At 61.8% G+C, this 21544-nt stretch carries 26 protein-coding genes, 2 tRNA genes and 1 pseudogene; 12 read left to right on the top strand and 17 right to left on the bottom strand.

All coding sequences use genetic code 11. The features are described from left to right. The first annotated feature begins 197 nt into the window (after positions 1-197). Both sohB and LOY51_RS17170 read left to right on the top strand, forming a co-directional pair. On the top strand, positions 198-1217 hold the full coding sequence (sohB, locus tag LOY51_RS17175; protein WP_125466226.1) for a protease SohB: 1020 nt from the start codon (positions 198-200) through the stop codon (positions 1215-1217). A 145-nt stretch (positions 1218-1362) separates the two neighbouring features. Next, positions 1363-1436 (top strand) — tRNA-Cys (locus LOY51_RS17170). A 213-nt stretch (positions 1437-1649) separates the two neighbouring features. On the opposite strand, the gene LOY51_RS17165 is transcribed toward LOY51_RS17170, so the two are convergent. Together LOY51_RS17165 and LOY51_RS17160 are read right to left on the bottom strand one after the other, a co-directional pair. Beyond that, positions 1650-1844, bottom strand: a complete 195-nt coding sequence (locus LOY51_RS17165) for a hypothetical protein (RefSeq protein ID WP_125859145.1) — start codon at positions 1842-1844, stop codon at positions 1650-1652. A 129-nt stretch (positions 1845-1973) separates the two neighbouring features. Beyond that, positions 1974-2402, bottom strand: a complete 429-nt coding sequence (locus LOY51_RS17160; protein ID WP_258642281.1) for an RDD family protein — start codon at positions 2400-2402, stop codon at positions 1974-1976. Positions 2403-2770: 368 nt separating this feature from the next. Here LOY51_RS17160 and LOY51_RS17155 point away from each other — a divergent pair, with 368 nt between their 5' ends. Continuing rightward, positions 2771-3127 (top strand): VOC family protein, encoded by a 357-nt coding sequence (locus LOY51_RS17155; protein ID WP_125859143.1) that lies wholly within the window; start codon positions 2771-2773, stop codon positions 3125-3127. A gap of 128 nt (positions 3128-3255) precedes the next feature. Here LOY51_RS17155 and LOY51_RS17150 read toward each other — a convergent pair whose 3' ends face one another. Continuing rightward, complete coding sequence (locus LOY51_RS17150) at positions 3256-3381, bottom strand: hypothetical protein (RefSeq protein ID WP_258642279.1); 126 nt, start codon at positions 3379-3381, stop codon at positions 3256-3258. Positions 3382-3607: 226 nt separating this feature from the next. On the opposite strand from LOY51_RS17150, the gene LOY51_RS17145 reads away from it, so the two are divergent. Further along, positions 3608-3796: a hypothetical protein gene (locus LOY51_RS17145; RefSeq protein WP_110995372.1), complete on the top strand. Its 189-nt coding sequence runs from the start codon at positions 3608-3610 to the stop codon at positions 3794-3796. A gap of 30 nt (positions 3797-3826) precedes the next feature. Here the strand turns inward: LOY51_RS17145 and LOY51_RS17140 are convergent, their stop codons facing one another. From LOY51_RS17140 to LOY51_RS17130, 3 genes are all read right to left on the bottom strand, one after another. Further along, a complete protein-coding gene (locus LOY51_RS17140) occupies positions 3827-4240 on the bottom strand; it encodes a DoxX family protein (protein WP_110995371.1) in 414 nt (137 codons plus the stop codon). A 105-nt stretch (positions 4241-4345) separates the two neighbouring features. Further along, a tRNA-Leu gene (locus LOY51_RS17135) sits at positions 4346-4430 on the bottom strand. Between the two features lie 93 nt (positions 4431-4523). Further along, entirely contained in the window at positions 4524-4736 is a 213-nt protein-coding gene (locus tag LOY51_RS17130; RefSeq protein ID WP_125859141.1) for a hypothetical protein, read from the bottom strand. Positions 4737-4839: 103 nt separating this feature from the next. Between LOY51_RS17130 and LOY51_RS17125 the strand changes: the two genes are divergently transcribed. The 4 genes from LOY51_RS17125 (at position 4840) to LOY51_RS17110 (ending at position 8204) form a co-directional block, all read left to right on the top strand. Next, the gene (locus LOY51_RS17125) at positions 4840-5148 is read left to right on the top strand and encodes a hypothetical protein (protein WP_125859140.1); all 309 of its coding nucleotides are present in this window, start codon (positions 4840-4842) and stop codon (positions 5146-5148) included. Positions 5149-5210: 62 nt separating this feature from the next. Further along, complete coding sequence (locus LOY51_RS17120) at positions 5211-6368, top strand: two-component system sensor histidine kinase NtrB (protein WP_223277152.1); 1158 nt, start codon at positions 5211-5213, stop codon at positions 6366-6368. Positions 6369-6374: 6 nt separating this feature from the next. Further along, the gene (locus LOY51_RS17115) at positions 6375-7820 is read left to right on the top strand and encodes an ATPase domain-containing protein (protein ID WP_258642273.1); all 1446 of its coding nucleotides are present in this window, start codon (positions 6375-6377) and stop codon (positions 7818-7820) included. Between the two features lie 12 nt (positions 7821-7832). Beyond that, positions 7833-8204 carry a response regulator gene (locus LOY51_RS17110; protein WP_125859138.1) on the top strand — a complete coding sequence of 124 codons (372 nt, stop codon included), beginning with the start codon at positions 7833-7835 and terminating at the stop codon, positions 8202-8204. A 71-nt stretch (positions 8205-8275) separates the two neighbouring features. Here the strand turns inward: LOY51_RS17110 and csrA are convergent, their stop codons facing one another. The 8 genes from csrA to LOY51_RS17070 form a co-directional block, all read right to left on the bottom strand. Beyond that, positions 8276-8473 (bottom strand): carbon storage regulator CsrA, encoded by a 198-nt coding sequence (csrA, locus tag LOY51_RS17105; RefSeq protein WP_110995367.1) that lies wholly within the window; start codon positions 8471-8473, stop codon positions 8276-8278. A gap of 251 nt (positions 8474-8724) precedes the next feature. Then, entirely contained in the window at positions 8725-9744 is a 1020-nt protein-coding gene (locus LOY51_RS17100; protein WP_258642270.1) for a DNA topoisomerase IB, read from the bottom strand. 56 nt (positions 9745-9800) lie between these two features. Beyond that, on the bottom strand, positions 9801-10892 hold the full coding sequence (gene modC / locus LOY51_RS17095; protein ID WP_125859136.1) for a molybdenum ABC transporter ATP-binding protein: 1092 nt from the start codon (positions 10890-10892) through the stop codon (positions 9801-9803). Between the two features lies 1 nt (position 10893). Further along, positions 10894-11574, bottom strand: a complete 681-nt coding sequence (gene modB, locus LOY51_RS17090; protein ID WP_125859135.1) for a molybdate ABC transporter permease subunit — start codon at positions 11572-11574, stop codon at positions 10894-10896. Next, complete coding sequence (gene modA, locus LOY51_RS17085; RefSeq protein ID WP_125859134.1) at positions 11574-12332, bottom strand: molybdate ABC transporter substrate-binding protein; 759 nt, start codon at positions 12330-12332, stop codon at positions 11574-11576. Before modA ends, modB begins: the two co-directional genes overlap by 1 nt. Positions 12333-12415: 83 nt before the next feature. After that, positions 12416-13501, bottom strand: coding sequence for an NAD(P)H-dependent flavin oxidoreductase (locus tag LOY51_RS17080; RefSeq protein ID WP_258642265.1), 1086 nt, complete (start codon positions 13499-13501; stop codon positions 12416-12418). A gap of 36 nt (positions 13502-13537) precedes the next feature. Then, positions 13538-13708: a hypothetical protein gene (locus LOY51_RS17075; RefSeq protein ID WP_167409850.1), complete on the bottom strand. Its 171-nt coding sequence runs from the start codon at positions 13706-13708 to the stop codon at positions 13538-13540. 7 nt (positions 13709-13715) lie between these two features. Then, positions 13716-14018 carry a DUF1883 domain-containing protein gene (locus LOY51_RS17070; RefSeq protein ID WP_046855131.1) on the bottom strand — a complete coding sequence of 101 codons (303 nt, stop codon included), beginning with the start codon at positions 14016-14018 and terminating at the stop codon, positions 13716-13718. A gap of 161 nt (positions 14019-14179) precedes the next feature. On the opposite strand from LOY51_RS17070, the gene LOY51_RS17065 reads away from it, so the two are divergent. From LOY51_RS17065 to LOY51_RS17055, 3 genes and pseudogenes are all read left to right on the top strand, one after another. Then, positions 14180-14539, top strand: a complete 360-nt coding sequence (locus LOY51_RS17065; protein ID WP_125464556.1) for a hypothetical protein — start codon at positions 14180-14182, stop codon at positions 14537-14539. Between the two features lie 147 nt (positions 14540-14686). Then, entirely contained in the window at positions 14687-15349 is a 663-nt protein-coding gene (locus LOY51_RS17060) for a c-type cytochrome (protein ID WP_258646676.1), read from the top strand. Continuing rightward, positions 15346-15861 (top strand): annotated as a pseudogene (locus tag LOY51_RS17055) (c-type cytochrome); the annotation flags it as partial. The gene LOY51_RS17060 and the pseudogene LOY51_RS17055, both read left to right, overlap by 4 nt. 643 nt (positions 15862-16504) lie before the next feature. Here LOY51_RS17055 and LOY51_RS17050 read toward each other — a convergent pair. The 3 genes from LOY51_RS17050 to LOY51_RS17040 form a co-directional block, all read right to left on the bottom strand. Further along, positions 16505-17932: a hypothetical protein gene (locus LOY51_RS17050; RefSeq protein WP_258642261.1), complete on the bottom strand. Its 1428-nt coding sequence runs from the start codon at positions 17930-17932 to the stop codon at positions 16505-16507. A 124-nt stretch (positions 17933-18056) separates the two neighbouring features. Then, on the bottom strand, positions 18057-18551 hold the full coding sequence (locus LOY51_RS17045; RefSeq protein WP_110995358.1) for a DUF934 domain-containing protein: 495 nt from the start codon (positions 18549-18551) through the stop codon (positions 18057-18059). Beyond that, a complete protein-coding gene (locus LOY51_RS17040; protein ID WP_125859129.1) occupies positions 18535-20187 on the bottom strand; it encodes a nitrite/sulfite reductase in 1653 nt (550 codons plus the stop codon). Before LOY51_RS17040 ends, LOY51_RS17045 begins: the two co-directional genes overlap by 17 nt. 216 nt (positions 20188-20403) lie before the next feature. Here LOY51_RS17040 and LOY51_RS17035 point away from each other — a divergent pair, with 216 nt between their 5' ends. After that, the gene (locus tag LOY51_RS17035) at positions 20404-21480 is read left to right on the top strand and encodes an ABC transporter substrate-binding protein (protein WP_125859128.1); all 1077 of its coding nucleotides are present in this window, start codon (positions 20404-20406) and stop codon (positions 21478-21480) included. The last annotated feature ends 64 nt before the right edge of the window (positions 21481-21544 follow it).

Here is a 21544-nt window from a genome sequence, read left to right as displayed (position 1 = left end):
AAGTTGTCCGGCCCGGTTGGAGGTTGCAGCGAGGTTAGGATGCCCTGCCAAGGCTGTCAACGAAAAAACATACAAGCGTTTGAAAAGGTCGTTTGAACTGTGTTGCCGGCGTTGTCGATGGCTGGCAGCAGCCCAGGCAGCCCGGTATGCTGCAAGCATTTCGTGCCTGTCTGGCGCTGGTCTATCAAGGAGTCAACGTGGAGTTTCTTGCCGAATACGCAAGCTTTCTCGCCAAAACCGCAACGCTGGTGATCGCCATCCTGATGGTGTTGTCGGCCATCGCCGGTCTGCGCGGCAAGGGGCGGCGCAAGCCGGGTGGGCAATTGCAGGTCACCCGCCTCAACGAATTCTATAAAGAGCTGCGTGAGCGCCTGGAGTCGGGCCTGCTCGACAAAGGCGAGCTCAAGGCGCTGCGCAAGCAGCAGGCGAAGGACGAGAAGCAACAGAAGAAGAAAAAGCCCGAGCAGAAACGCCGGGTGTTCGTTCTCGACTTTGATGGCGACATCAAGGCCTCGGCCACCGAAAGCCTGCGCAACGAGATTACTGCGCTGTTGACCTTGGCCACACCACGTGACGAAGTGGTGCTGCGCCTGGAAAGCGGCGGCGGCCTGGTGCATAGCTACGGCCTGGCGGCTTCGCAGCTGGCGCGCATTCGTGAAGCCGGCATTCCCTTGACCATCTGCATCGACAAGGTCGCCGCCAGCGGCGGCTACATGATGGCCTGCATCGGCGAGAAGATCGTCAGCGCACCCTTCGCCGTGCTCGGTTCGATCGGCGTGGTGGCGCAATTGCCCAATATCAACCGCTTGCTGAAGAAACACGATATTGATTTCGAGGTGCTCACGGCAGGTGAATACAAGCGCACCCTGACGGTGTTCGGCGAGAACACCGAAAAGGGCCGGGAGAAGTTCCAGGAAGACCTCGACATCACCCATCAGCTGTTCAAGGATTTCGTTGCCCGCTACCGTCCGCAATTGCACATCGATGAAGTGGCGACCGGCGAAGTCTGGCTGGGCATTGCCGCTCTCAACCGCCAACTGGTCGATGAGCTTGGCACCAGCGACGAGTACCTGAGCCGCAGCGCCCGCGAGGCCAATGTATTCCACTTGCGTTTTGCCGAGCGCAAGAGCCTGCAGGAGCGTATTGGCGTGGCTGCCAGTGGCGCGATGGAGAACACGCTGGTAGGGCTGTGGAGCAAACTTGGGCGCCTTCGCTAACACCTTGAACCCCTTGAAGATTTTTTTCTTGAAGGGGGTTGCAAGGTCAATCGATTGCCGACATAATGGCCTCCATCGAAACGCAGCTGAACTTGAAAAAGCCCAGCAGTTTCAAGGAGATAGCGAAAGCTGACTCCGACTTTGAGGCCGAGTAGCAAAGTGGTTATGCTCCGGATTGCAAATCCGTCTACGCCGGTTCGATTCCGACCTCGGCCTCCATATTCGAAAGCCCCGCAGATTAACGTCTGCGGGGCTTTTCTTTGTGGGTCGAAAAAGACGATCATTTCCGCATAATCAGGCATCGTTTCCGCATCAGCGCATTACTTGGTGGGGCTGACGGCGTCGACACGGCGGTAAACCCGCTCGCTGATTCCTTCTTTCGAGTGCCCTAAGTCAGTCGCCCAGCCCCGCACAGGGCTTTTGATCTGGCGCTCACCCCTCACCGCGATGCTTCCAAGCGTGGTGCCTGCCCAGGTCACTGGCATGAAGTGCCCGCGTGAGATGCGCCTTCTTCAGCTCCTCAGCCCAGGCAATGGCCTCGGCACGTTCTCGCGCGCGGATCGCATCAACAGCCTCCGCCCAGTGCTCCAGCGCCTCGGCAAACCTTCGCTTCTCATTCTCGGGCATCTCGGCACCCTTCGCGTGAGTGGTTGGAAGGGGTAAGGGTAGACCAGATGGGCGTGATGCTTGTGGCGGTTGTTGGCAAGCGGCGAACGAAAAGCCCGGCGCTTGGCCGGGCTTGGGTTGCATGCAATGTCAAAGGGTTGACGCCTGCATCGTTGCGCGGAGCAGAGCTAGATCCTTGGTCGGTATGACATAGGTTCTAGAGAGCATGTCACCGACTCGTTGGCATCGTGCCGACTGCGCATAGATGAAGATCGTTATGATCCCTAGCGGAGCCTCGATGTGTCTGGTGAATCCTCGAATCAGGGCTTGTACAAGCGTAGGTGGGTCACCTGCTCCGTTGATGACGGTCAGCCCAAATACAAGCTTCCCCGGTGTCCTGCCTTTAAGAAGCCATTCCCATAGCGGATATAGGAATAGGTAGACAAAGACCAGTTCAAGCCCTGCGAACAACAGACGTTCTTGCTGGGTGAGCCACAGGCCGAGAAGAACAATTGTTCCGTAGTCGATGATGTACGCCCCTATGCGTTTCATCAGAAGGGACGTCCTTGAGACTTCCATCAGGTGCTCCGTGTTGTGGTAAATAGCGAATGAGTAGGGCCCAGGAGTTAACCGGCTTGGGGTTACTGAAATTGCGCTCGTTGAACAGTTCGTAGCAACGGCGCGCTACAGTCGCGAAGTACACTGGTAAAAATGAGTGGCGCAGGACCTGGCTTGGGCGTTCGTCGTGAGTGAGGCATTTCGAGCATGCACGTATTGAGGTGGGTCTTGCTGTATCGGCAGCGGCTGGCTGACGTTTATCCTTGAGTCGCGAGATTCTTGTGCTGTGGCGCTGCAATGCTAGATTGCCCTCATCAACAAGAAGGATGCCTGGAAATTGGAAATGGCCCAGGTGTGATAGATTCCCGCCATTAACAAGGAGGTGAAACATGGCAACCAGAGGCAAGGATCATCAGATCGACAATATCGAATTCAATGTCAGCGATATTGACCGCAGCAAGGCGTTCTACGGTGCGGTTTTCAACTGGCAGTTCGTGGACTATGGCCCGACCTATACCGAATTTACGGATGGGCGATTGACGGGCGGTTTCACCACGGGTGAGCCCGTCAGGCCTGGTGGCCCACTGGTGATCCTGTATGCGGATGATCTGGCAGAAACGCAACATCGGCTTGAGGCTGCAGGGGCAAGGATCAGCAGGGCGGTGTTCGCATTTCCCGGCGGCAAGAGGTTCCACTTCATCGATCCGGATGGTTACGAGCTCGCGGTCTGGACTTCTGTGGATTGAAGCGACCAGGCAGAAACAGCGAATAAAAGAAAACCCGCCATCTAGGCGGGTTAAACAGAACGTATCGAAGCAAGGCCAGTCTGCCGTTACAGATGTCAGAATTTTGTGAAGGCTCGGTAAGTCAGGTTTCAATAACCGTTACTGAATTTTTCATCAATCATGCGTCTTTCTACTGCGTAGCGCTTCAGGCCTATTGCGTCGGCGCGGCTTGTTTCTTCGATGGCGAGGCCATGCAATGCTACGCCGATGGCCACGACTCTACTTTCATCCTGTTCTGCGGTGGTCGTCGGAAGCGGCCAAGCGCATCAGCACGGCTGGGCTCAGGCAAAAAAAGCCCGCCGGGGCCGGCGGGCTGGAACGTGCTTGAAGGGAGAGCCTTGAGGTTGCGCCTGGTCGGTTAAGTCAGGGTTAACTACCCGCTGCATTGACCGCTGGCGCCGAAGCGCCTATACAGGCGGCCTGTAGTGTGTGGAGTGTGTGATGTACGAAGAAGACGATTTGCCAGAGCCCGAGCACGACCATCTGCTTGACCACGAATTTCACGACAGCTTCGACCCTGAGGCGGATGCGCAGGGGGCGCTGGATGAAGTCGAGGAAGACGAGGAGCTGCAGGATGATTTCGATGACGAGGAGGATCACCCGGCCTGGCACGATGACTGCGACGATTGACGTCGCAGCAATCGCGTATTGATCCGGCGGTCAGTGGCGGTCGAGCGAAAAACGCCCGGGGCCGCTGACGGCCAGTGCCAGCAGGCCGCCGACGATGCTCAGGTTTTTCAGGAACTGAGTCATGTTGGCGCTGCGTTCAGGGTCGACCATGTTCCAGAACGGGTGGCCGAGCAGCGCTGTGCCCAGCACGAACAGGGCGAACAGCAGCGCCAGTGGCCGGGTATAGAAGCCGAGGATCAGCAGGATGGCGACCAGGAACTCCATGATCACCGCCACCCCGGCAGCCAGCATCGGGGCCGGTGCGCCGAGGGAGGTCATGTAGCCGACCGTGCCCTCGAAGCCGGTCAGCTTGCCCCAGCCCGCGAGTACGAACAGGATCATCAGGAAGATTCGGGCAAGCAGCAGAATGAAGTCGCGTTGGCCTTCGAGCAGTGCATAGCGCATGGCGGCGCTCCGATGGACGGGGACAGTTTCCACTCTAGCAGCTGCCAGGCGGAATTCCGCTGGGCATGAAAAAGGCGCCGCAAGGGCGCCTTCATCGAAAACAGATGGTGCGAGTGGCGGGACTCGAACCCGCAAGGCTCACGCCGACAGATTTTAAGTCTGCTGTGTATACCAATTCCACCACACTCGCACTGTTGATCGCCGCGCCTCATTGATAGATGGCCTTGGCAATCAAGCGCGCTTTATAACCCATTGTTATAGAAGCGTCAACCAGCCTGCAGGTTCAGGGCGTGATGGTGTGGGCGATTCCGCGCAGCTCACAGGCAGAATCACGCAAGTCGTGGACATGGTTGTCCATGGTCCGAGCATCAGTCTTATGGATTGAATGACGCAGATACAGGGCGTGGCCGTCCAGTGCCTGGCACAGTGTGTCGATTTCGGCAGCAGTGTGCAGCAGGTCGTCCTGAAGCAATTGCAGACGTTGATTCGAGCGCATGTGGTGCATCCTTGCAGGTAAGCGAGGTGCCACTATAGGCCAATTGACAGCAGGCTGTCATTGCGCCACCTTTGCGCCATTGGATCCAAGTGAGTAAGCCGTGATGCCCCCGTTTTCCTCAGGCCAGGCCAGCGCAGCAGGGCGTGTTGTGCGCCCGAAGCTGTTTTGGCGTGTGTTGTTGTTGCTGGTTTGCCTGCTGGCAGCCTTCCTCTTCGTCGGCCTGATGGGGCTGGGTAGCTATCTTGTGGTGCTGGGCCTGGATGAATTGCATTCGGCGTCTCAACGGCTCATGGCCGTGGGCGGCGGTGCCGTGATCTTACTGGTGGGCCTGTGGCTGCTCAAAGTGGCAATGCCACGCAGGCTGGTGCCGACATTGCGTGAGCCTGGAGTTGACGGTCGTCGCATGGAGTAGGGTGCTTGCAGGACTTTTGACTACGCTCAGTATGTCCTTATCGCGGTGCTTGGGGAGTTCGCATGCCAGCAACGGACCGGCCCGCCCAGTCAGTGATGCCCGAAGCGCGCTATGAACAGCTGGTTCAGGCGGTGGTGGACTATGCCATCTACATGCTCGACCCAGATGGCCATGTGGTGTCGTGGAATGCCGGTGCCCAACGGATCAAGGGCTATCGCGCCGACGAGGTGATAGGCAAGCATTTCTCTCTGTTCTTCACCGCCGAAGATTGTGCCGACGGCCGCCCCGAACGCCTGTTGCGCCAGGCCCTGGAGCAAGGAGTGGCGCAGGATGAGGGCTGGCGCGTACGCAAGGATGGCACGCAATTCTGGGCCCTGGCCGCGATGGACGTCATTCGCGACGAGCAGGGCCAGATCATCGGCCTGGCCAAGGTCACGCGCGACATCACCGATCGCCGGGATTCCGCGCTGCAACTGGACGCCATGCGCGCCCAGCTGTTCCAGGCACAGAAACTCGAGGCCCTCGGCCAACTGACCGGCGGCCTGGCCCACGACTTCAACAATCTGCTGACCATCATCCTCAGTTCCGCGCGCCTGGCTATCAACAGTCAGGACCCCGGCCGCACCCGGCGTATGCTCGAACACATTCTCGATGCCGGGCAGCGGGGCACCCAGCTGACCCAGCAACTGCTCAGCTTTGCCCGCTATCGGCAGCTGAGTGTCGCGCGGATTTCGCCTGCCCAGGTGGCCGGGTCCATTCGCGCACTGGCGGAACATGCGTTGCCTCCCGACATCGAGCTTGTCGAGCAGATCCAGGCAGAGCTGCCTGCGATTGAAGTGGATGCCGGGCAGTTGCAGATGGTGCTGCTGAACATGATGTTCAATGCCCGGGATGCGATCGGCACGGCGGGACGGATTGACCTGGTGGTCGACAGTGTGGAGCTGGCCGGTGAAGTGGAGGGCTTGCAAGGGCGCTACGTGCGTTTCGACGTGCGGGACGACGGCGAGGGAATCGATCCGCAGGTTTTGCCACGTATCTTCGAGCCGTTTTTCACCACCAAACCTTTCGGCAAAGGCACCGGTCTGGGGCTCAGCCAGGCCTATGGGTTCGCCAGGCAGAGCAATGGCGCCATCCGCGTTGCCAGCCGGCCCGGCAAGGGGACCTGCATGAGCCTGTATCTGCCGGCATGCCCCGATGACCAACCGCAGACAGGCGAGTAAAAAATCATGGTTGAACAGCTCAAGCGACTGGCCACCGGCATTGAAGGCCTCGATGCCCTGCTCAAGGGTGGGTTGGTGGTGGGGGCGTCCTATATCGTCCAGGGGCATCCGGGCTCGGGCAAGACCATCCTGGCCAACCAGCTTGCTTGCAACCATGTTCGCGAAGGCGGGCGGGTGCTGGTGGCCACGTTGCTCAGTGAATCCCATGAGCGGTTGTTCCAGTACCTGTCGACCCTGACGTTTTTCGATCAGACGCTGGTGGGCGACAGCATTCAGTTCGTCAGCGCTTTCGACACCCTTGAGCAGGATGGCCTCGATGCCGTAGTGCGGTTGCTGCGCCAGGAGATTGCCCGGCAGCAGGCCAGCCTGTTGATCGTCGATGGCCTGCTCAACGCCCGCTCGCGGGCGGAAACCAGCCTCGACACCAAAAAATTTGTTTCCGAATTGCAGGGGCATGCCGCTTTTGCCGGATGCACCGTCCTGCTGCTGACCAGCGCACGCCTGGAGGAGGGCAGCCCCGAGCACACCATGGTCGATGGCGTCATCGAGCTGGGCGAGCACATGGTTGGCAGCACGGCGGTACGTCATGTCCAATTGCGCAAGACCCGTGGCAGCGCGGCGTTGTCGGGGCGCCACGAATGCCTGATCAGCGAAGCAGGGTTGCAGGTCTTCCCGCGGCTGGAATCACTGTACAGCCACCCCAGCCAGCCTGGCGCGCAGGCGCTGAGCCGCGCCACTACCGGGGTGAGCGACCTGGATCGCATGCTTGGCGGCGGTTTGGCTGAAGGCTCCGTGAGCCTGCTGATGGGGCCGTCCGGGGTCGGCAAAAGTGCCTTGGGTATCGCGTTTCTGGCAGCGTCCGATGAGCACGCACCCGGGCTGCACTTTGGGTTCTACGAGACGCCCGCTCGCCTGCGTCTCAAGGCTCAAGCACTGGGTTTCGACATCGCCGGGCAGGAGCGCGACGGGGTCGTGCAGCTCAGTTGGCAACCCACCACTGAGGGGCTGCTGGATGAGGTAGGCGCACGTTTGCTGGAGCAGGTGCGGGCGCAGGGCGCCAAGCGCGTGGTGATCGACAGCCTCGGCGCGTTCGGGCGCCTGGCGCTGGAGCCTGGGCGCTTGAACGCGTTCTTCCGTGCCCTGACCGGTGAGCTGCGCGCGCGTGAAGTGACCGTCCTGCTCACGTGGGAGATGCGTGATATTTTCGGCGCCGAGATCACCGCGCCGGCACCGGACCTGTCGAGCATCGTCGACAATCTGGTGTTGATGCGCTTCGCCGAACTCGATGCCAAGCTGCACCGCATGCTGTCGATCATCAAGGTGCGCGACAGCGAGCACGACCCAACGCTGCAGGCGCTGCACCTGGGGCCGCAGGGGATCACCCTGGGGCGGGCTTTCGATGGCGCAAGTGGCGTGCTCAGCGGCACAGCGGTCCCGCAGGGCGATCGCTGATGGGATGACGCCATGAACACCATCCTGATCGTCGATGACGAGTACCTGATCGCCGATATCCTCGGTTTCGCCCTGGAGGACGAAGGCTATCAGGTGGAAAAGGCCAGCAACGGGCGCAAAGCCCTGGAGGCGTTGAATGGGATGCAAAAAGGCAGGCATGTGGAGTTGGTGATCACCGATTACATGATGCCGGTCATGAATGGTGTGGAGCTCGTGCGGGCTATTCGCACTGAACTGGACCTGCCGCACCTGCCGGTCATTCTCATGAGTGGTGCGCAGGCCGACAAAAAGCTGATCCGCCCCGAGCTGTTCGCCGCGGTGTTCGACAAGCCATTCGACATGGACAGAATGATCGCCAAGGTGCGCGAACTGCTGGGCACCTGAGGTTCAGGGTGGGCGCCCCGCGTGGGCGGGCAATCGATCAGACGCGTCCGTGCGGCTTGATGCGTGGGTGATCAGTGTTTCTCGTCGCCTTTCTCCGGGGCAGGGCTGCCTGCCTGGATTCGCTTGTAAATCTCTTCACGGTGCACCTGGACATCCTTCGGCGCATCGATGCCGATCCTCACTTGCATCCCCTTGACTCCCAGAATGGTGACTTTGATGTCGTCGTTGATGACGATGCTTTCGCCGACCTTACGGGTGAGTATCAGCATGTAGTTCTCCTTGGTGATGTAAAAACCGCCGGGCCATTTACCACAACGGTGGGAGCTTTGTCCCTCTTCCTTTCCATTAAAGACGCTTTCGGCGGATAGTAATTCCTCCGTCAGACAATTTATGCCTGTCTCTAGTTGCAGGTGCTGGTGGACATATGTTGCTGGCCATCAGCGGAGGTGCTCGGTGGCAAGGATAGGGTGGTTGACGTCATATGGGAAATTTCCTTGTTTGATAAGTGAAATAGCCGAGCTCAATGATCGTTTGCGTCCAGTGCCTGCAGAAAAACCAGCAGCGCCGCTTCCTCGGGCTCCAGACCCTTGCGCCGGCGTGCTCGCGGCAACTGTGCCAGGCGCCCGAGCTGAAAATGCTCGAACAACGCAGGGTGGATATAGCAGCGGCGGCAAACGGCTGGGGTATTGCCCAAGCGGTTGGCCACCTGGCGCACGGTTGCCGCCACCTGGCGCCGGGCTTCGCTGTCGGGCTCCCAGGCCAGTGGCCTCAGCAGGCTCAGGGCCAGGCTGCTGCCGGCCCAGGTGCGGTAGTCCTTGGCGGTGAAGTCGGCGCCGGTCAACTGCTGGAGGAACTGGTTCACCTCGGTCGAACCGATGCTGTGGCGTTGCCCGTCTTCGTCCAGGTACTGGAACAGCGCTTGGCCGGGCAGTTCCATGCAGCGCTTGAGCAGCGCCGCCAGGCGTCGGTCTTGCAGCGTGACGTCGTGTTCGACACCGCGCTTGCCGCGGAACTGAAAGCGGATGGTGCTGCCCCGAACCTTTACGTGACGGCAGTTCAGCGTGGTCAGCCCGTAGGAGCGATTGTCGCGAAGGTACTGCCGATTGCCGATGCGAATGAGCGTTGCGTCGAGCAGGCTGATCACCAGCGCCATCACTTTTTCCCGGTCCATCCCGCGGCGGGCCAGGTGTTCGTCCAGCCGCTTGCGCAAGGCGGGCAGGGCTTCGGCGAAGGCCAGCAGGCGGCCGTACTTGTACTGGTCACGCTGCTCTCGCCATTGCTGATGGTAGCGGTACTGTTTACGCCCCCGGGCATCGCGGCCGGTGGCCTGCAAATGGCCCAGCGGGTCGGCGCAGATCCACACCTCGGTATAAGCTGGCGGGATCACCAGCGCCGCGATGCGCGCCAGGGTCGCGGCATCGCGCACCTGCCGGCCCAAGGCATCGAAGTAGAGGAATCGTTCGCCTCGCCGGCGCCGGCTCAATCCGGGCTGGTTATCGTCGACATAGTGCAGGGCGGCGGGTGGCGGGCAGTCGGGCATCGGTGCAGTCCATCGAGCGGTCATGCAGCAATGGACAATCGCTACTGCGGCGTTGCTCAACCGAGCAGCGCCACCGACTTGATCTGCGCCCATAGGTGCTGGCCCGGCTGCACGCCGAGTTGCTCTGCCGAGTAGCGGGTGATGCGCGCCAGCAGGGGGCTGCCGCTGGCGTCCAGGCTTACCATCACATGGGCCGGGTTGTCTGCCGCGTGGCATTCGCGCACCTGCACCGGCAGGCGGTTGAGAATGCTCGAGGCGCCGTCGGCGCTCAGCGCCAGGCTTACATCGCGGGCCTGCACCTTGAGCCGCAGGGTGCTGCCCACATGCAAGTCAGGATGGGCGATGCGCAACAGCGGACCTTCGCCGCCGGGCAAGCGCAGGTCGAACAGCTCAAAGTGCGGGTCATGGCCGACCACCACGCCTTCGAGCACTACGCCGGCATCCTCGCCCTGGGCCAGCGACAAGTCCAGGCGTGCCAGGGTCTGGCCGATCGGGCCGCTGGCCAGGGCCTTGCCCTGCTCCAGCAGCACCAGGTGGTCGGCCAGGCGCGCAACTTCATCCTGGGCATGGCTGACGTAGATCAGCGGGATATCCAGCTCGTCATGCAGGCGCTCCAGATAGGGCAGGATTTCACGCTTGCGCGCACTGTCCAGGGCCGCCAGGGGCTCGTCCATCAGCAACAGGCGCGGGCTGCTGAGCAGCGCCCGGGCGATGCCGACACGTTGTGCCTCGCCGCCCGACAAGGTTGCAGGCTTGCGTTCGAGCAGATGACCGATGCCCAGCAACTGACACGCCTGCTCCAGCTTGATCTTGCGCTCACTGGGGGCGATGCGGCGCCAGCCGAACTCCAGGTTGCCGCGCACCGACAGGTGCGCAAAAAGGCTGGCTTCCTGGAACACATAACCCACAGGGCGTTTGTGCGGGGCAATGAAATGCCCACGCGCACTGTCTTCCCAGACCTCGCCGTTGACCTCGATGTAGGCACTGGTGGCACGTTCCAGGCCCGCCAGGCAACGCAGGCACGAGGTCTTGCCCGAGCCGGAATGGCCAAACAGCGCGCTGATGCCACGCCCGGGCAAGTGCAGGTCGACATCCAGGGTGAAATCGTCGCGCGCAAGGGTGAGGCGCGCCTGTATCGAAGCACTCATTTCAGCTCCAGCCAGCCTTGCCACGCCGGCCGGCGTAAAGCATCAGCAGCACCAGGAAGGAGAACAGCAGCATGGCCCCGGCCAGCCAGTGGGCCTGGTCATAGGCCATGGCCTCGACATGATCGAAGATCTGCACCGAAACCACGCGGGTCTTGTCGGGGATATTGCCACCGATCATCAGCACCACGCCGAACTCGCCCACGGTATGGGCGAAGCCTAGAATGCTGGCGGTGATGAAACCGGGGCGTGCCAGCGGCAGCACCACATGGACGAAGGTATCCCAGGGGCTGGCGCGCAGGGTCGCGGCCACCTCCAGCGGGCGCTGGCCAATGGCGCTGAAGGCGTTTTGCAGAGGCTGGACCACGAACGGCATGGAGTACACCACCGAGCCGATCACCAGCCCGGCGAAGCTGAACACCACGCTGCCAAGGCCCAGCGCCTGTGTGGCCTGGCCGATCCAGCCATGGGGGCCAAGCATCAGCAGCAGGTAGAAGCCGATCACCGTCGGTGGCAGCACCAGGGGCAGCGCCACCACCGCGCCAATCGGCCCGCGCAGCCAGGAGCGGGTGCGTGCCAGCCACCAGGCGATGGGCGTGCCCACCACCAGCAGGATGGCAGTGGTCAGGCTGGCCAGCTTGATGGTCAGCCAGATCGCACCCAGGTCACTGGCGTCGAGCGGCATCAGATTTCATAGCCGTAGGACTTGATCACGGCGGCTGCTTTCGGGCCTTTGAGGTAGTCGACCAGCGCCTTGGCCGCCGGGTTGTCCTTGCCTTTGTTCAGGATCACCGCATCCTGGCGGATCGGTTCGTGCATCGAGGCCGGGACGATCCAGGCCGAGCCGGTCTCGACCTTGCCGTCTTTGTAGATCTGCGACAGGGCGACGAAGCCCAACTCGGCATTGCCGGTGGAAACGAACTGGAACGCCTGGGTAATGTTCTGCCCTTCGACGAGCTTGGCCTTGGTGGCCTCGGTCAGCTTGAGCTTGTCCAGCACCTGGGTGGCGGCCAGGCCATAAGGGGCGGTCTTGGGGTTGGCGATGGACAGGTGCTTGAAGTCGTTTTTCTTCAGCACCTCGCCCTTGCTGTCGACGTAGCCGGGCTTGGCCGACCACAGTGCCAGGGTGCCGATGGCGTAGGTGAAGCGCGAGCCGGCAACGGTCTCTTTTTCCTGCTCGAGCTTGGCCGGGGTGCTGTCGTCGGCGGCGAGGAACACTTCGAACGGCGCGCCGTTCTTGATCTGTGCGTAGAACTGGCCGGTGGCGCCGTACGCTGCGACCAGCTTATGGCCGGTATCCTTCTCGAAATCCTTGGCGATGGCCTGGATGGGCGCGGTGAAGTTGGCTGCCACGGCAACTTGGACCTCATCGGCCCAGGCGCTGTTGAGGGAGAACAGGCTGGCCAGGGTAGCGGCGGCCAGGTGGGACAGGCGAATACGCATCGAGAAGGCTCCTAGGGGCGGGTGTTTATCGTTATGGTGCGGACTATATAGCGATAAGCCATCCGTCGGGAAGAGCTGCGCGGCTAAAAAGTTGATCTGCGGGTCAAGATTTTAAGCGCCCCGTTGGCAATTTCAAGCGTCAGCTCGCCCGCGTCGAGGTGTTTACCCAAGCGCAGGGCCTGGCCTGACCACAGGTTGCTGAAATCACTGTTGCCCTGTGGGTCGGTAATCGCCCGTAGCGGCATCAATGCGCCGCCTGCCAGGGGGAAATGCGGGGCCAGTGCGCTCATGGGCCCCAGCTCGCGCATGATGCGGTTGTTGATGCCGCGCGCAGGGCGCCCGGTGAACAGGTTGGTCAATGCGGTATCGCTGGCCGGGGCGTTGTCCAGTGCGCGGCGATGCGCCGGCGAAACCTTGGCCTGTGGGCAGAACAGGTAGGCGGTGCCGATCTGCACCGCCGAGGCGCCCAGGGCGAGGGCGGCGAGCAGGCCGCGGTGATCGGCAATGCCACCAGCGGCGATCACCGGTACGCCCACGGCATCCGCCACCTGGGGTACCAGGGCGAAGGTGCCGATCTGGCTGGTGATATCGTCGCTGAGGAACATGCCGCGGTGGCCGCCCGCTTCAAAGCCCATAGCGATGATCGCGTCGCAGCCGTGCTGCTCAAGCCAGATGGCTTCCTCGACCGTGGTGGCGCTGGACAGCACCTTGGCCCCGGTTGCCTTGACCCGTTGCAGCAGTTCGGCGGCAGGCAGGCCGAAATGGAAGCTGACCACCTCCGGGCGCATCGCCTCCACCAGTTGGCAGCTCTGCTCGTCGAACGGCGCACGGTTGGACACCGGCGTGGGTGCGTCGAAGTCGGCGCCGGTCTCGTCGTAGTAGGGCTTGAGCGCCTGCTTCCAGCGCGCGTCACGCTCGGGGTCGGGTGCTGGCGGCTGGTGGCAGAAGAAGTTGAGGTTGAGCGGGCCGCTGCATGCGGCGCGGAAGGCCTCGATTTCCCCTCGTAGCTGGTCGTGGGTCAGCATGGCGCAGGGCAGGGCGCCCAGGCCGCCGGCGTTGCCGACGGCAATCGCCATCGCCGAGCCGCTGGCGCCGGCCATGGGCGCCTGGAGGATGGGCACCTCGATGTTCAACAGGTCGAGGATGCGGCGGTCTGGCCAGGTGCTCATGGGCGACTCCTAGAGTGCGGCGGGATCGGGGCGGCTTTACAGGGCCTTGCTGACCTGTATGTCGCTGATCTTCTCGGCGTCGTCGCCGTGGATCTTGCGCAGGGCCTGCTGCGCCTGCTCCAGGGAGGCATCGGGCATCAGGGCGAAATCCCAGCGGCGTTCGCCGTCGAGCTTGTACTTGATCACATACTTGATGGTCTGGGTCATGCGGGCGTTATCCGAGTTTCGACGAGGAGCGGCGAATGATCTTGATCTTGTGCGTCAGGGTCGGCTTGCGGGTCACCGAGATCGGGCGCGTGGTGACGGTATCGATGGTGATGTTCCAGAAACCGGTGCTGGGCACGGTGATTTTTGCCGGGAACTTCTCGAAGTGGCCGCCGTGGTAAGTGTGTCGCCCGCCATTCTTGAAGCTGCGGAAGTTGGCGTCGTTCATCAGGCGGATGTTGCAGCGCTGGGAGCATTCGATGACGACGATGTCGTCCTCGTTCAGGTGCTCGCGCTGGTGTACGAATTTCATGGGGTGCTCCGCAAGGGTTGTTTCTGCAAAGGCGAAAGATACCACGATGTGGGGCTACACTTGCGTCCGGGCTCGAGCCGGCGGGGAGATTTCTGCCAGATCGGGGAGCAATTGCGCCTGGCTGCGGTCAGAGGGTGACCTTTGCAATTGGAGTAGCGTAAATGAAATGGCTGGTAGCGGCGGTGGCGCTGGCGCTGGGGGGCTGCGCAAGCGTGACGGAGCTGGAGCAGTCCCACGAAACCATGGATGTGATGTCTGGCAAGACGCCCCGTGAATACGCCGATTGCGTCAAGCGCAAGCTGGCGGACAGCCGTGACCCGTTGGGTGAAGAAGTGCGCGGCGACGGCCTGCGCCTGATCGTGCCGCAAAAACTGTCGGCCAGCGCAGGGCCTGCGGCGCTGCTGGACATCGACAAGCGTGGCAGCGGCAGTGCGATCAAGGTTCATGAGCGTTTGAGCAATTTCCCCCTGCGCCTGGGGGATGTGCGCACTGCAGCGACCGAGTGCATCTCCGGTTCTTGATCCAGCGCAGTCATTGATCGATTAAAAGGCAGATTGCCCTTTTCCTTCCCGGTGACACGTTGTCGCATACCGGGGATAAGCCCTAGTATTTCTGGGCTTATGTCGTTTGAGCCTAAGCTTATAACAAGGAAAATGGAGTCTTCCGTGATGATATCCCTGAGTCGTGTCGTGATCGGCGGTTGGCTGATCCTGGCCTGGCCCTCGGCGTATGCCGCCGACGGGCAACAGGTCTTCAACCAGGGCGGGCAGAACCCCGCCGCCATGGCCTGCCTTGGCTGCCATGGGCCGGACGGCAAAGGCATTGCCGCAGCCGGCTTCCCCCGCCTTGCTGGTTTGCCTGCCGGCTACCTTGCCAAGCAGCTGCGGGATTTTCGCCAGGGCAGCCGCAAGCAGGCGGTGATGGAGCCGCTGGCCAAGGCGCTGAGTGACGCGGAAATCGACGCCGTCAGTTCCTACCTGGCGGCGCTCCCGGCCGATGGCGCCGCCGAATTGCGTCGCCAGCAGATTGCCGGCGATGCGGTAACCCGTTTGGCCCTGTATGGCGACTGGGGCCGGCAGATCCCTGGCTGCGTGCAGTGCCATGGGCCTGGTGGCAGCGGAGTCGGCGAACACTTCCCACCCCTGGCCGGGCAACCGGCCGGCTACCTGGTTGCCCAGCTCAATGCCTGGCGCGACGGCAGCCGCAGCAACGACCCCAACCAGTTGATGGTCAACGTGGCCAAGGCCATGACCGATGCCGAGGTCAAGGCGATAGCCGAGTATTTCGCCAACGCAGCAAGCCCGTCGCCCAGCCAGGAGGTCAAGCCATGAAAACCCTGATCCCCGCTGTGCTGTTGCTGGCCATGGGCAGTGCCCAGGCCGCGCCGATTGCCATGGAAGATCAATCGCAGCTCAAGGTGCCGGGCGTGCAGGCCGCGCCGCAGTTCGTGGCGCCCGCCGAAAGCGCCATCCCCGACAACGCCTTTGGCAAGATGGTCCGCCAAGGCCATGCATTGTTCGTCGATACCCGCCGCTTGATGCCCGACGCCGTGGGCAATGGCCTGAATTGCAGCAATTGCCACCTTGATCAGGGGCGCATGGCCCACTCGGCGCCGTTGTGGGGCGCCTATCCGATGTACCCGGCCTACCGCAAGAAAAACGACAAGGTCAACACCTTCGCCGAACGCATCCAGGGTTGTTTCCAGTTCAGCATGAATGGCAAGCCACCGGCGGCCGACAGCCCGCAGATGACTGCGCTGAGTGTGTATGCCTACTGGCTGTCGACCCAGGCGCCGACCGGCGTCGAGATCGCCGGCCGTGGCTACCCCGACGTTGCGCAGCCCGCGGCGGTCTGTTCCTACTGTATTCTGATGTTGCTAAGTTCGTGTGTGGTCCTTGAGCAGATGTTGTATTTCGCGGCGAGCTAGTGATTTTGCGGCGCTTGTCTTTGCCCGTAGCGTAGTGTACCACGTGGTATGGAAGGGTGGCAGCGATTGAATTGAGTCCGCCGGAATTTTGTACGGTGTATTGTGAGTTGCTCGGTGCCGTGCTGGCTAGTTTTTGGTTCGTTTGGTCATAGTGTTGTACTCGTACAACTGTGGGGTGGTGGCTTAGGGCATGCATCGCGCAATCAACTGACCATAATTCCCTTACATTGTGCCGCTGGGGCAATCGCTTGGCGAGCTAGTTAGTCGACTTGACAGTTCTGAGGCCTTGGACGTTGGCGGCTGCTGTGGATCAGATAATCCGCCACTGGAAGCGCCACATGATTTCCACTTCGTATGTTGGGAGCGGGTCTTTCGAGATACGACGTGGAGAGTTGTTGTGGCAACTTGGCGATTGTGAAGTTCCCTCGCCTAATATTGACGGTGGTCAGCGACTGTACGAGCTATAATATGGTCTATGCGGGGTGTTGCTGTGTTCCGGGGGGCACGGGTGTAGTCTTCGGTTCGTGCTGCGTTCTGTAGGTCTTCGCGGGCCTCACGCTCATTTGACGGTGTTTTGGGCCGGGTGTCCTGTTGTGTCGCCCGCAAGGAGGTCGGCCCTGGTTCGTGGTTCCATGCATGTTGCCGCGTCTATTTGAGGTGACGTTCGCTGTGCTTGGTGGTGACTTTTCAGTCGTAGCGAGACTAAATCGGTGATGTGGCTGATCTCTTGGGTGCGTGCTTGCTTGTTGGGTGGTCTTCTCTTTCTTCCCTTCTCTTGCTTTCTTTTTCTTCTTTCTTCTTCTTTTTCTTTCTTCTTTCTTTTTTCTTCTTTCCTTCTTTTCTCTTCTTGTCTTCTTTTTCTCTTTTTCTCTTTTCCTCTCTTTTCTCTCTCTTCTTCTCTTTCCTTCCCTTCTTCTCTTTTTTTTTCTTCTTTCTTTCTTTTCTCTCTCTGTTCTTCCTTCTTCTCTCCTTCTTTTTCTTCTTTCTCTTCCCTTTTGTTTGGCATGCTGTGCCCGGCCGGGCGCGGACTATTGTCGTCCACCTGGTTGAGTTGGCGGAAGGCGTCCTTGAACAGCGTCATCAAGTGCGCATCGCCCTTGCCGCGCTCCTGCGCAGCATCGAACTGGGCCAGGTAGTTGTTGAGCGCCGCCTGTCGCTGCGCCGTGCCACCAAGCAAGCTACCCCCCTGGGTGTCGAGGTTCAGTTGCAGGTCGCCGTTCGGCCCCTGCAGGCTGACACTGCGGGTGGTTTGATTCAGACGCAGATCGAAGGTCTGCTGCTCGCCGTCGACCAGATCGAGCCTGGCATTCATCTGCAGCCCGGTGAACAGGTTCTGATCGAGCTTGAGCATAGCGTCCAGCTTGAGGCGCGGCGGCTGCTGGTTCAGGCCGCTGATCACCGACTCGAAGCCATTGGCGAGGCTCGCCAGGCTCTTCAGTTCGGTGTCGCTGAGGGTGCCGTTCTGCACCTCGGCATCGACGGCCAGGCCTTTCTCGCTGCTGTAGAGGCCGAGGGTGACAGTTGCCCCGGAAGCGGTGGTCAGGTTCAAGGTCACGTGGTTGCTGGCGTACTTACGCAGCTCTGACTGCTGCTGGGCCAGCAGCACGGCGTCGGCTTGGCTATTTGCGCCTGCCAGCAGCGCCGATTGGGACACGCGCTGGCCGCCGTTGGCGACCAGTTGTTCCATGAGGGTTGCGCCCAGGCCCTGGAAACTCCCGCTCAGCGTATTGCTCCTGAGGCTGCCCTGCATGTGCAGGCTGAGCGGGTCGGTGTTTTCCTGCTGCCAGAGGTAACGGCTTTGCGGTGTGCCCAGCGAGCCCCTGGCGGAGTATGTCTGGGCATCGGCAACGCGGGTATCCAGGCCGAGGTTGACCTGAGCGCTTGGGCTGTCGGCGGGGTGTGCGGCCTTGTGCAGGCTGACGGTCTGCTGGGGGGGGGAGCTGCTGTAGGCGAGGGGGAGCCGCAGCGCGGTGCTGATCGGGTTCATGTCGCGGTCCTTGCGCGGGAATGGGTCTACCGATGATATCGGCATGCCATCGTCAAACCTGAGCGATATGTGCGAAACGAACCGGCCCGCCATAAGGCGGGCCGGTCGATGCAGCAGCTGACGATCAGCGGCGGCGGAACAGCGGCAGCGGCTCGTCGGTGGCGCCCTGGTAGGTCACCGAGAAGTCCTTCAGGCTCTGCAGCGCGTCTTCCGGGTCCTTGTCGGCACGGATGGCGAACGCATCGAAGCCGCAACGGGCCATGTAGAACAGCTGGTCGCGCAGCACGTCGCCGATGGCGCGCAGCTCACCCTTGAACTTGTAACGGTCACGCAGCAGGCGCGCATTGGAATAGTTGCGCCCGTCGGTGAAGGCCGGGAAGTTCAGGGCGATGACCTGGAAGTGCTGGACGTCTGCGCCGATCTCTTCCGCTTCCTCGTCGCTGTCCAGCCAGATGCCCAGGCCGCCGTCGCGGGCCTTGAGCATGCTCGGATGGTCACGCCACAGTTGCAGCGGCACGATGTAGTCGTCGCAGTTGGTCAGCTCGTCGATCGAGACGTCCTTGGGCAGCAGGTGCCAGGTTTCGTCGACGATCTGGTTGTTCTTAATGATTCGCTGCATAGACGCGTTCCTTGAAGGGGTCGATGCCGATCCGCTGGTAGGTGTCGATGAAGCGCTCGTCTTCGGTGCGTTGCTCGACATACACGTTGATCAGCTTCTCGATCACGTCGGCCATGTCATCCTGGGCGAACGAAGGGCCGAGGATCTTGCCCAGGCTGGCGTCGCGCGCGGCGTTGCCGCCCAGCGAAACCTGGTAGAACTCCTCGCCCTTCTTGTCCACCCCGAGGATGCCGATGTGGCCGACGTGGTGGTGGCCGCAGGCGTTCATGCAGCCGGAGATGTTCAGGTCGAGCTCGCCGATGTCGAACAGGTAGTCCAGGTCGTCGAAGCGGCGCTGGATGGACTCGGCGATCGGGATCGACTTGGCGTTGGCCAGCGAGCAGAAATCACCGCCCGGGCAGCAGATGATGTCGGTCAGCAGGCCGATGTTCGGTGTGGCGAAGCCTTGCTCGCGCAGTTCCAGCCACAGGGCGTGCAGCTGGCGCTGCTCGACGTCGGCGAGGATGATGTTCTGCTCGTGCGAGGTGCGCAGGTAGCCGAAGCTGTAGCGCTCGGCGAAGTCGGCGACGGCGTCCAGCTGCTTGTCGGTCAGATCGCCCGGGGCGACGCCGGTGGGCTTGAGCGACAGGGTGACAGCGACGTAGCCCGGCTTCTTGTGCGCGCGGGTGTTGCGCGAACGCCAGCGGGCGAAGCCTGGGTGCTCGGCATCCAGTGTGCTGAAGTCCTGGTTGTCGAGCGCCAGGTACTCAGGGTCGACGAAGTGGCGCGCCACGCGCTGCACTTCGGCCTCGGTCAGGGTGGTGTCGCCACCGCGCAGGTGGGCCATTTCGGCCTCGACCTTCTCGGCGAACACTTCCGGGGTGAGGGCCTTGACCAGGATCTTGATCCGCGCCTTGTACTTGTTGTCACGGCGGCCGTAACGGTTGTACACGCGCAGGATGGCGTCCAGGTAGCTGAGCAACTCCTGCCACGGCAGGAACTCGTTGATGAACGCGCCGATCACCGGGGTACGGCCCAGGCCGCCACCTACCAGCACGCGGAAGCCCAGCTCGCCGGCAGCGTTGCGCACCGGCTCAAGGCCGATGTCGTGCACTTCGATGGCGGCGCGGTCGTCGCTCGAACCGTTGACGGCAATCTTGAACTTGCGCGGCAGGTAGGCGAATTCCGGGTGGAAGGTGGTCCACTGGCGGACGATCTCGCACCATGGGCGCGGGTCCACCAGTTCGTCGGCGGCGACACCGGCGAACTGGTCGGTGGTGACGTTGCGCAGGCAGTTGCCGCTGGTCTGGATCGCGTGCATCTGCACGGTGGCCAGCTCAGCCAGGATGTCCGGGATGTCTTCCAGCGCCGGCCAGTTGTACTGCACGTTCTGGCGGGTGCTGATATGCGCGTAGCCCTTATCGTAGTCGCGGGCGATCTTCGCCAGCATACGGGCCTGCGTCGCGTTCAGCTGGCCATAGGGCACGGCGACGCGCAGCATCGGGGCGAAGCGTTGGACATAGAGCCCGTTCTGCAGGCGCAGCGGGCGGAATTCTTCTTCGCTCAGCTCACCGGCCAGGTAGCGGCGGGTCTGATCACGGAACTGCTTGACGCGGTCCTCGATGATCCGCTGATCGTACTCGTCGTATACGTACATAAAAGTCCTGTCTCAGGCTGCATGCAGCTAATCGCGCGCACGGCCGCGCACTCCGGAGCGGAGCGGGGGAACGATAGCAGAGTGGGTTTATGCGCTAAAGTGATGTTTTTGCATATGAAAAGAACCATTTGGACTAAGTGAGACTGACTGCCATTTGCCCGCTCTATACCGCGCTACGCGTATACTCCGCTGTTTGCTCCCCAGGGATGTAACCGCATGCTCAAGGCCTTGTGCCAGGGCCTGTGCCTGAGCCTGCCACTGGTGGCGGGCGCACAGGCCGCTTCGGTGGTATTTCTCAACCCAGGCTTGTCCAACGAGACGTTCTGGGTCGACTACTCACGCTTCATGCAGGCCGCCGCCACGGACCTGGGCATGCAACTGCGCGTGCAGTACAGCGAGCGCCGGGCCGACCTCGCCCTGACCCAGGCCCGCGCCGTGCTGCAGGGGCCGGAACGCCCAGACTACCTGGTGCTGGTCAACGAACAGTACGTCGCTCCCGAGATCATTCGCCTGTCCCGCGGCACCGGGGTCAAGCTGTTTTTGGTCAACAACGGCCTGACGGACAGCCAGGCGCGCAGCATCCAGGCCCAGCCCGACAAGTACCCCGAAGTGCTCGGCACCCTGACCAACAACGACGAAGCGGCCGGCTACCAGATGCTCAAGGCGATGGTGGCGAAACTGCCGCCCTCGTCCGAGCCGGTCGACCTGCTGGCCTTTGCCGGGGTCAAGACCACCCCGGCCTCGCAACTGCGCGAGCAGGGCATGCGCCGCGCGCTGGCGGACTTCCCGCAGGTGCGCTTGCGCCAGGTGGTGTATGGCGGCTGGAACCGCCAGCGCGCCTTCGAACAGGCGCAGGTGCTGCTGGAGCGCTATCCGCAGACGCGGCTGGTGTGGTCGGCCAACGATGAAATGGCCTTCGGCGCCATGCGGGCCTTCGAGCAGGCTGGCAAGGTGCCGGGGCGCGATGCTGTGTTCAGTGCGGTGAACAGCTCGCCGGAAGCCCTCCGTGCACTGATCGACGGGCGCCTGGGGGTGTTGATGGGCGGCCATTTCACCCTGGGCGGCTGGGCCATGGTCATGCTGCACGACGATGCCATGGGCCTGGCGGTGAATCGCGACGGATTGCGCGAGCATCAGGTGCCGGTCTTGCAGCTGATCGACCCGGCCAAGGCCCGACGCTGGCTGCAGTTGCTGGAGCAGGGTGGCCACGGCGTCGACTTTCATCACTACAGCGCCGAAGGGCGGCCGGCCAGCTACCGCTACCCGTTTCTCACGTCGCCCGTCGACTATTGAAAGTCCCTGCTTGAGCGAAGGACATTGCTGGACTTAACTGCTGCTTGTGAAGTGCATTCCCATA

The sequence above is a fragment of the Pseudomonas sichuanensis genome (assembly GCF_024749065.1).
GTDB lineage: Bacteria > Pseudomonadota > Gammaproteobacteria > Pseudomonadales > Pseudomonadaceae > Aquipseudomonas > Aquipseudomonas sichuanensis.
Note: the sequence above shows the minus strand (reverse complement) of the source record. Positions and strands in the feature narration are given on the sequence as shown.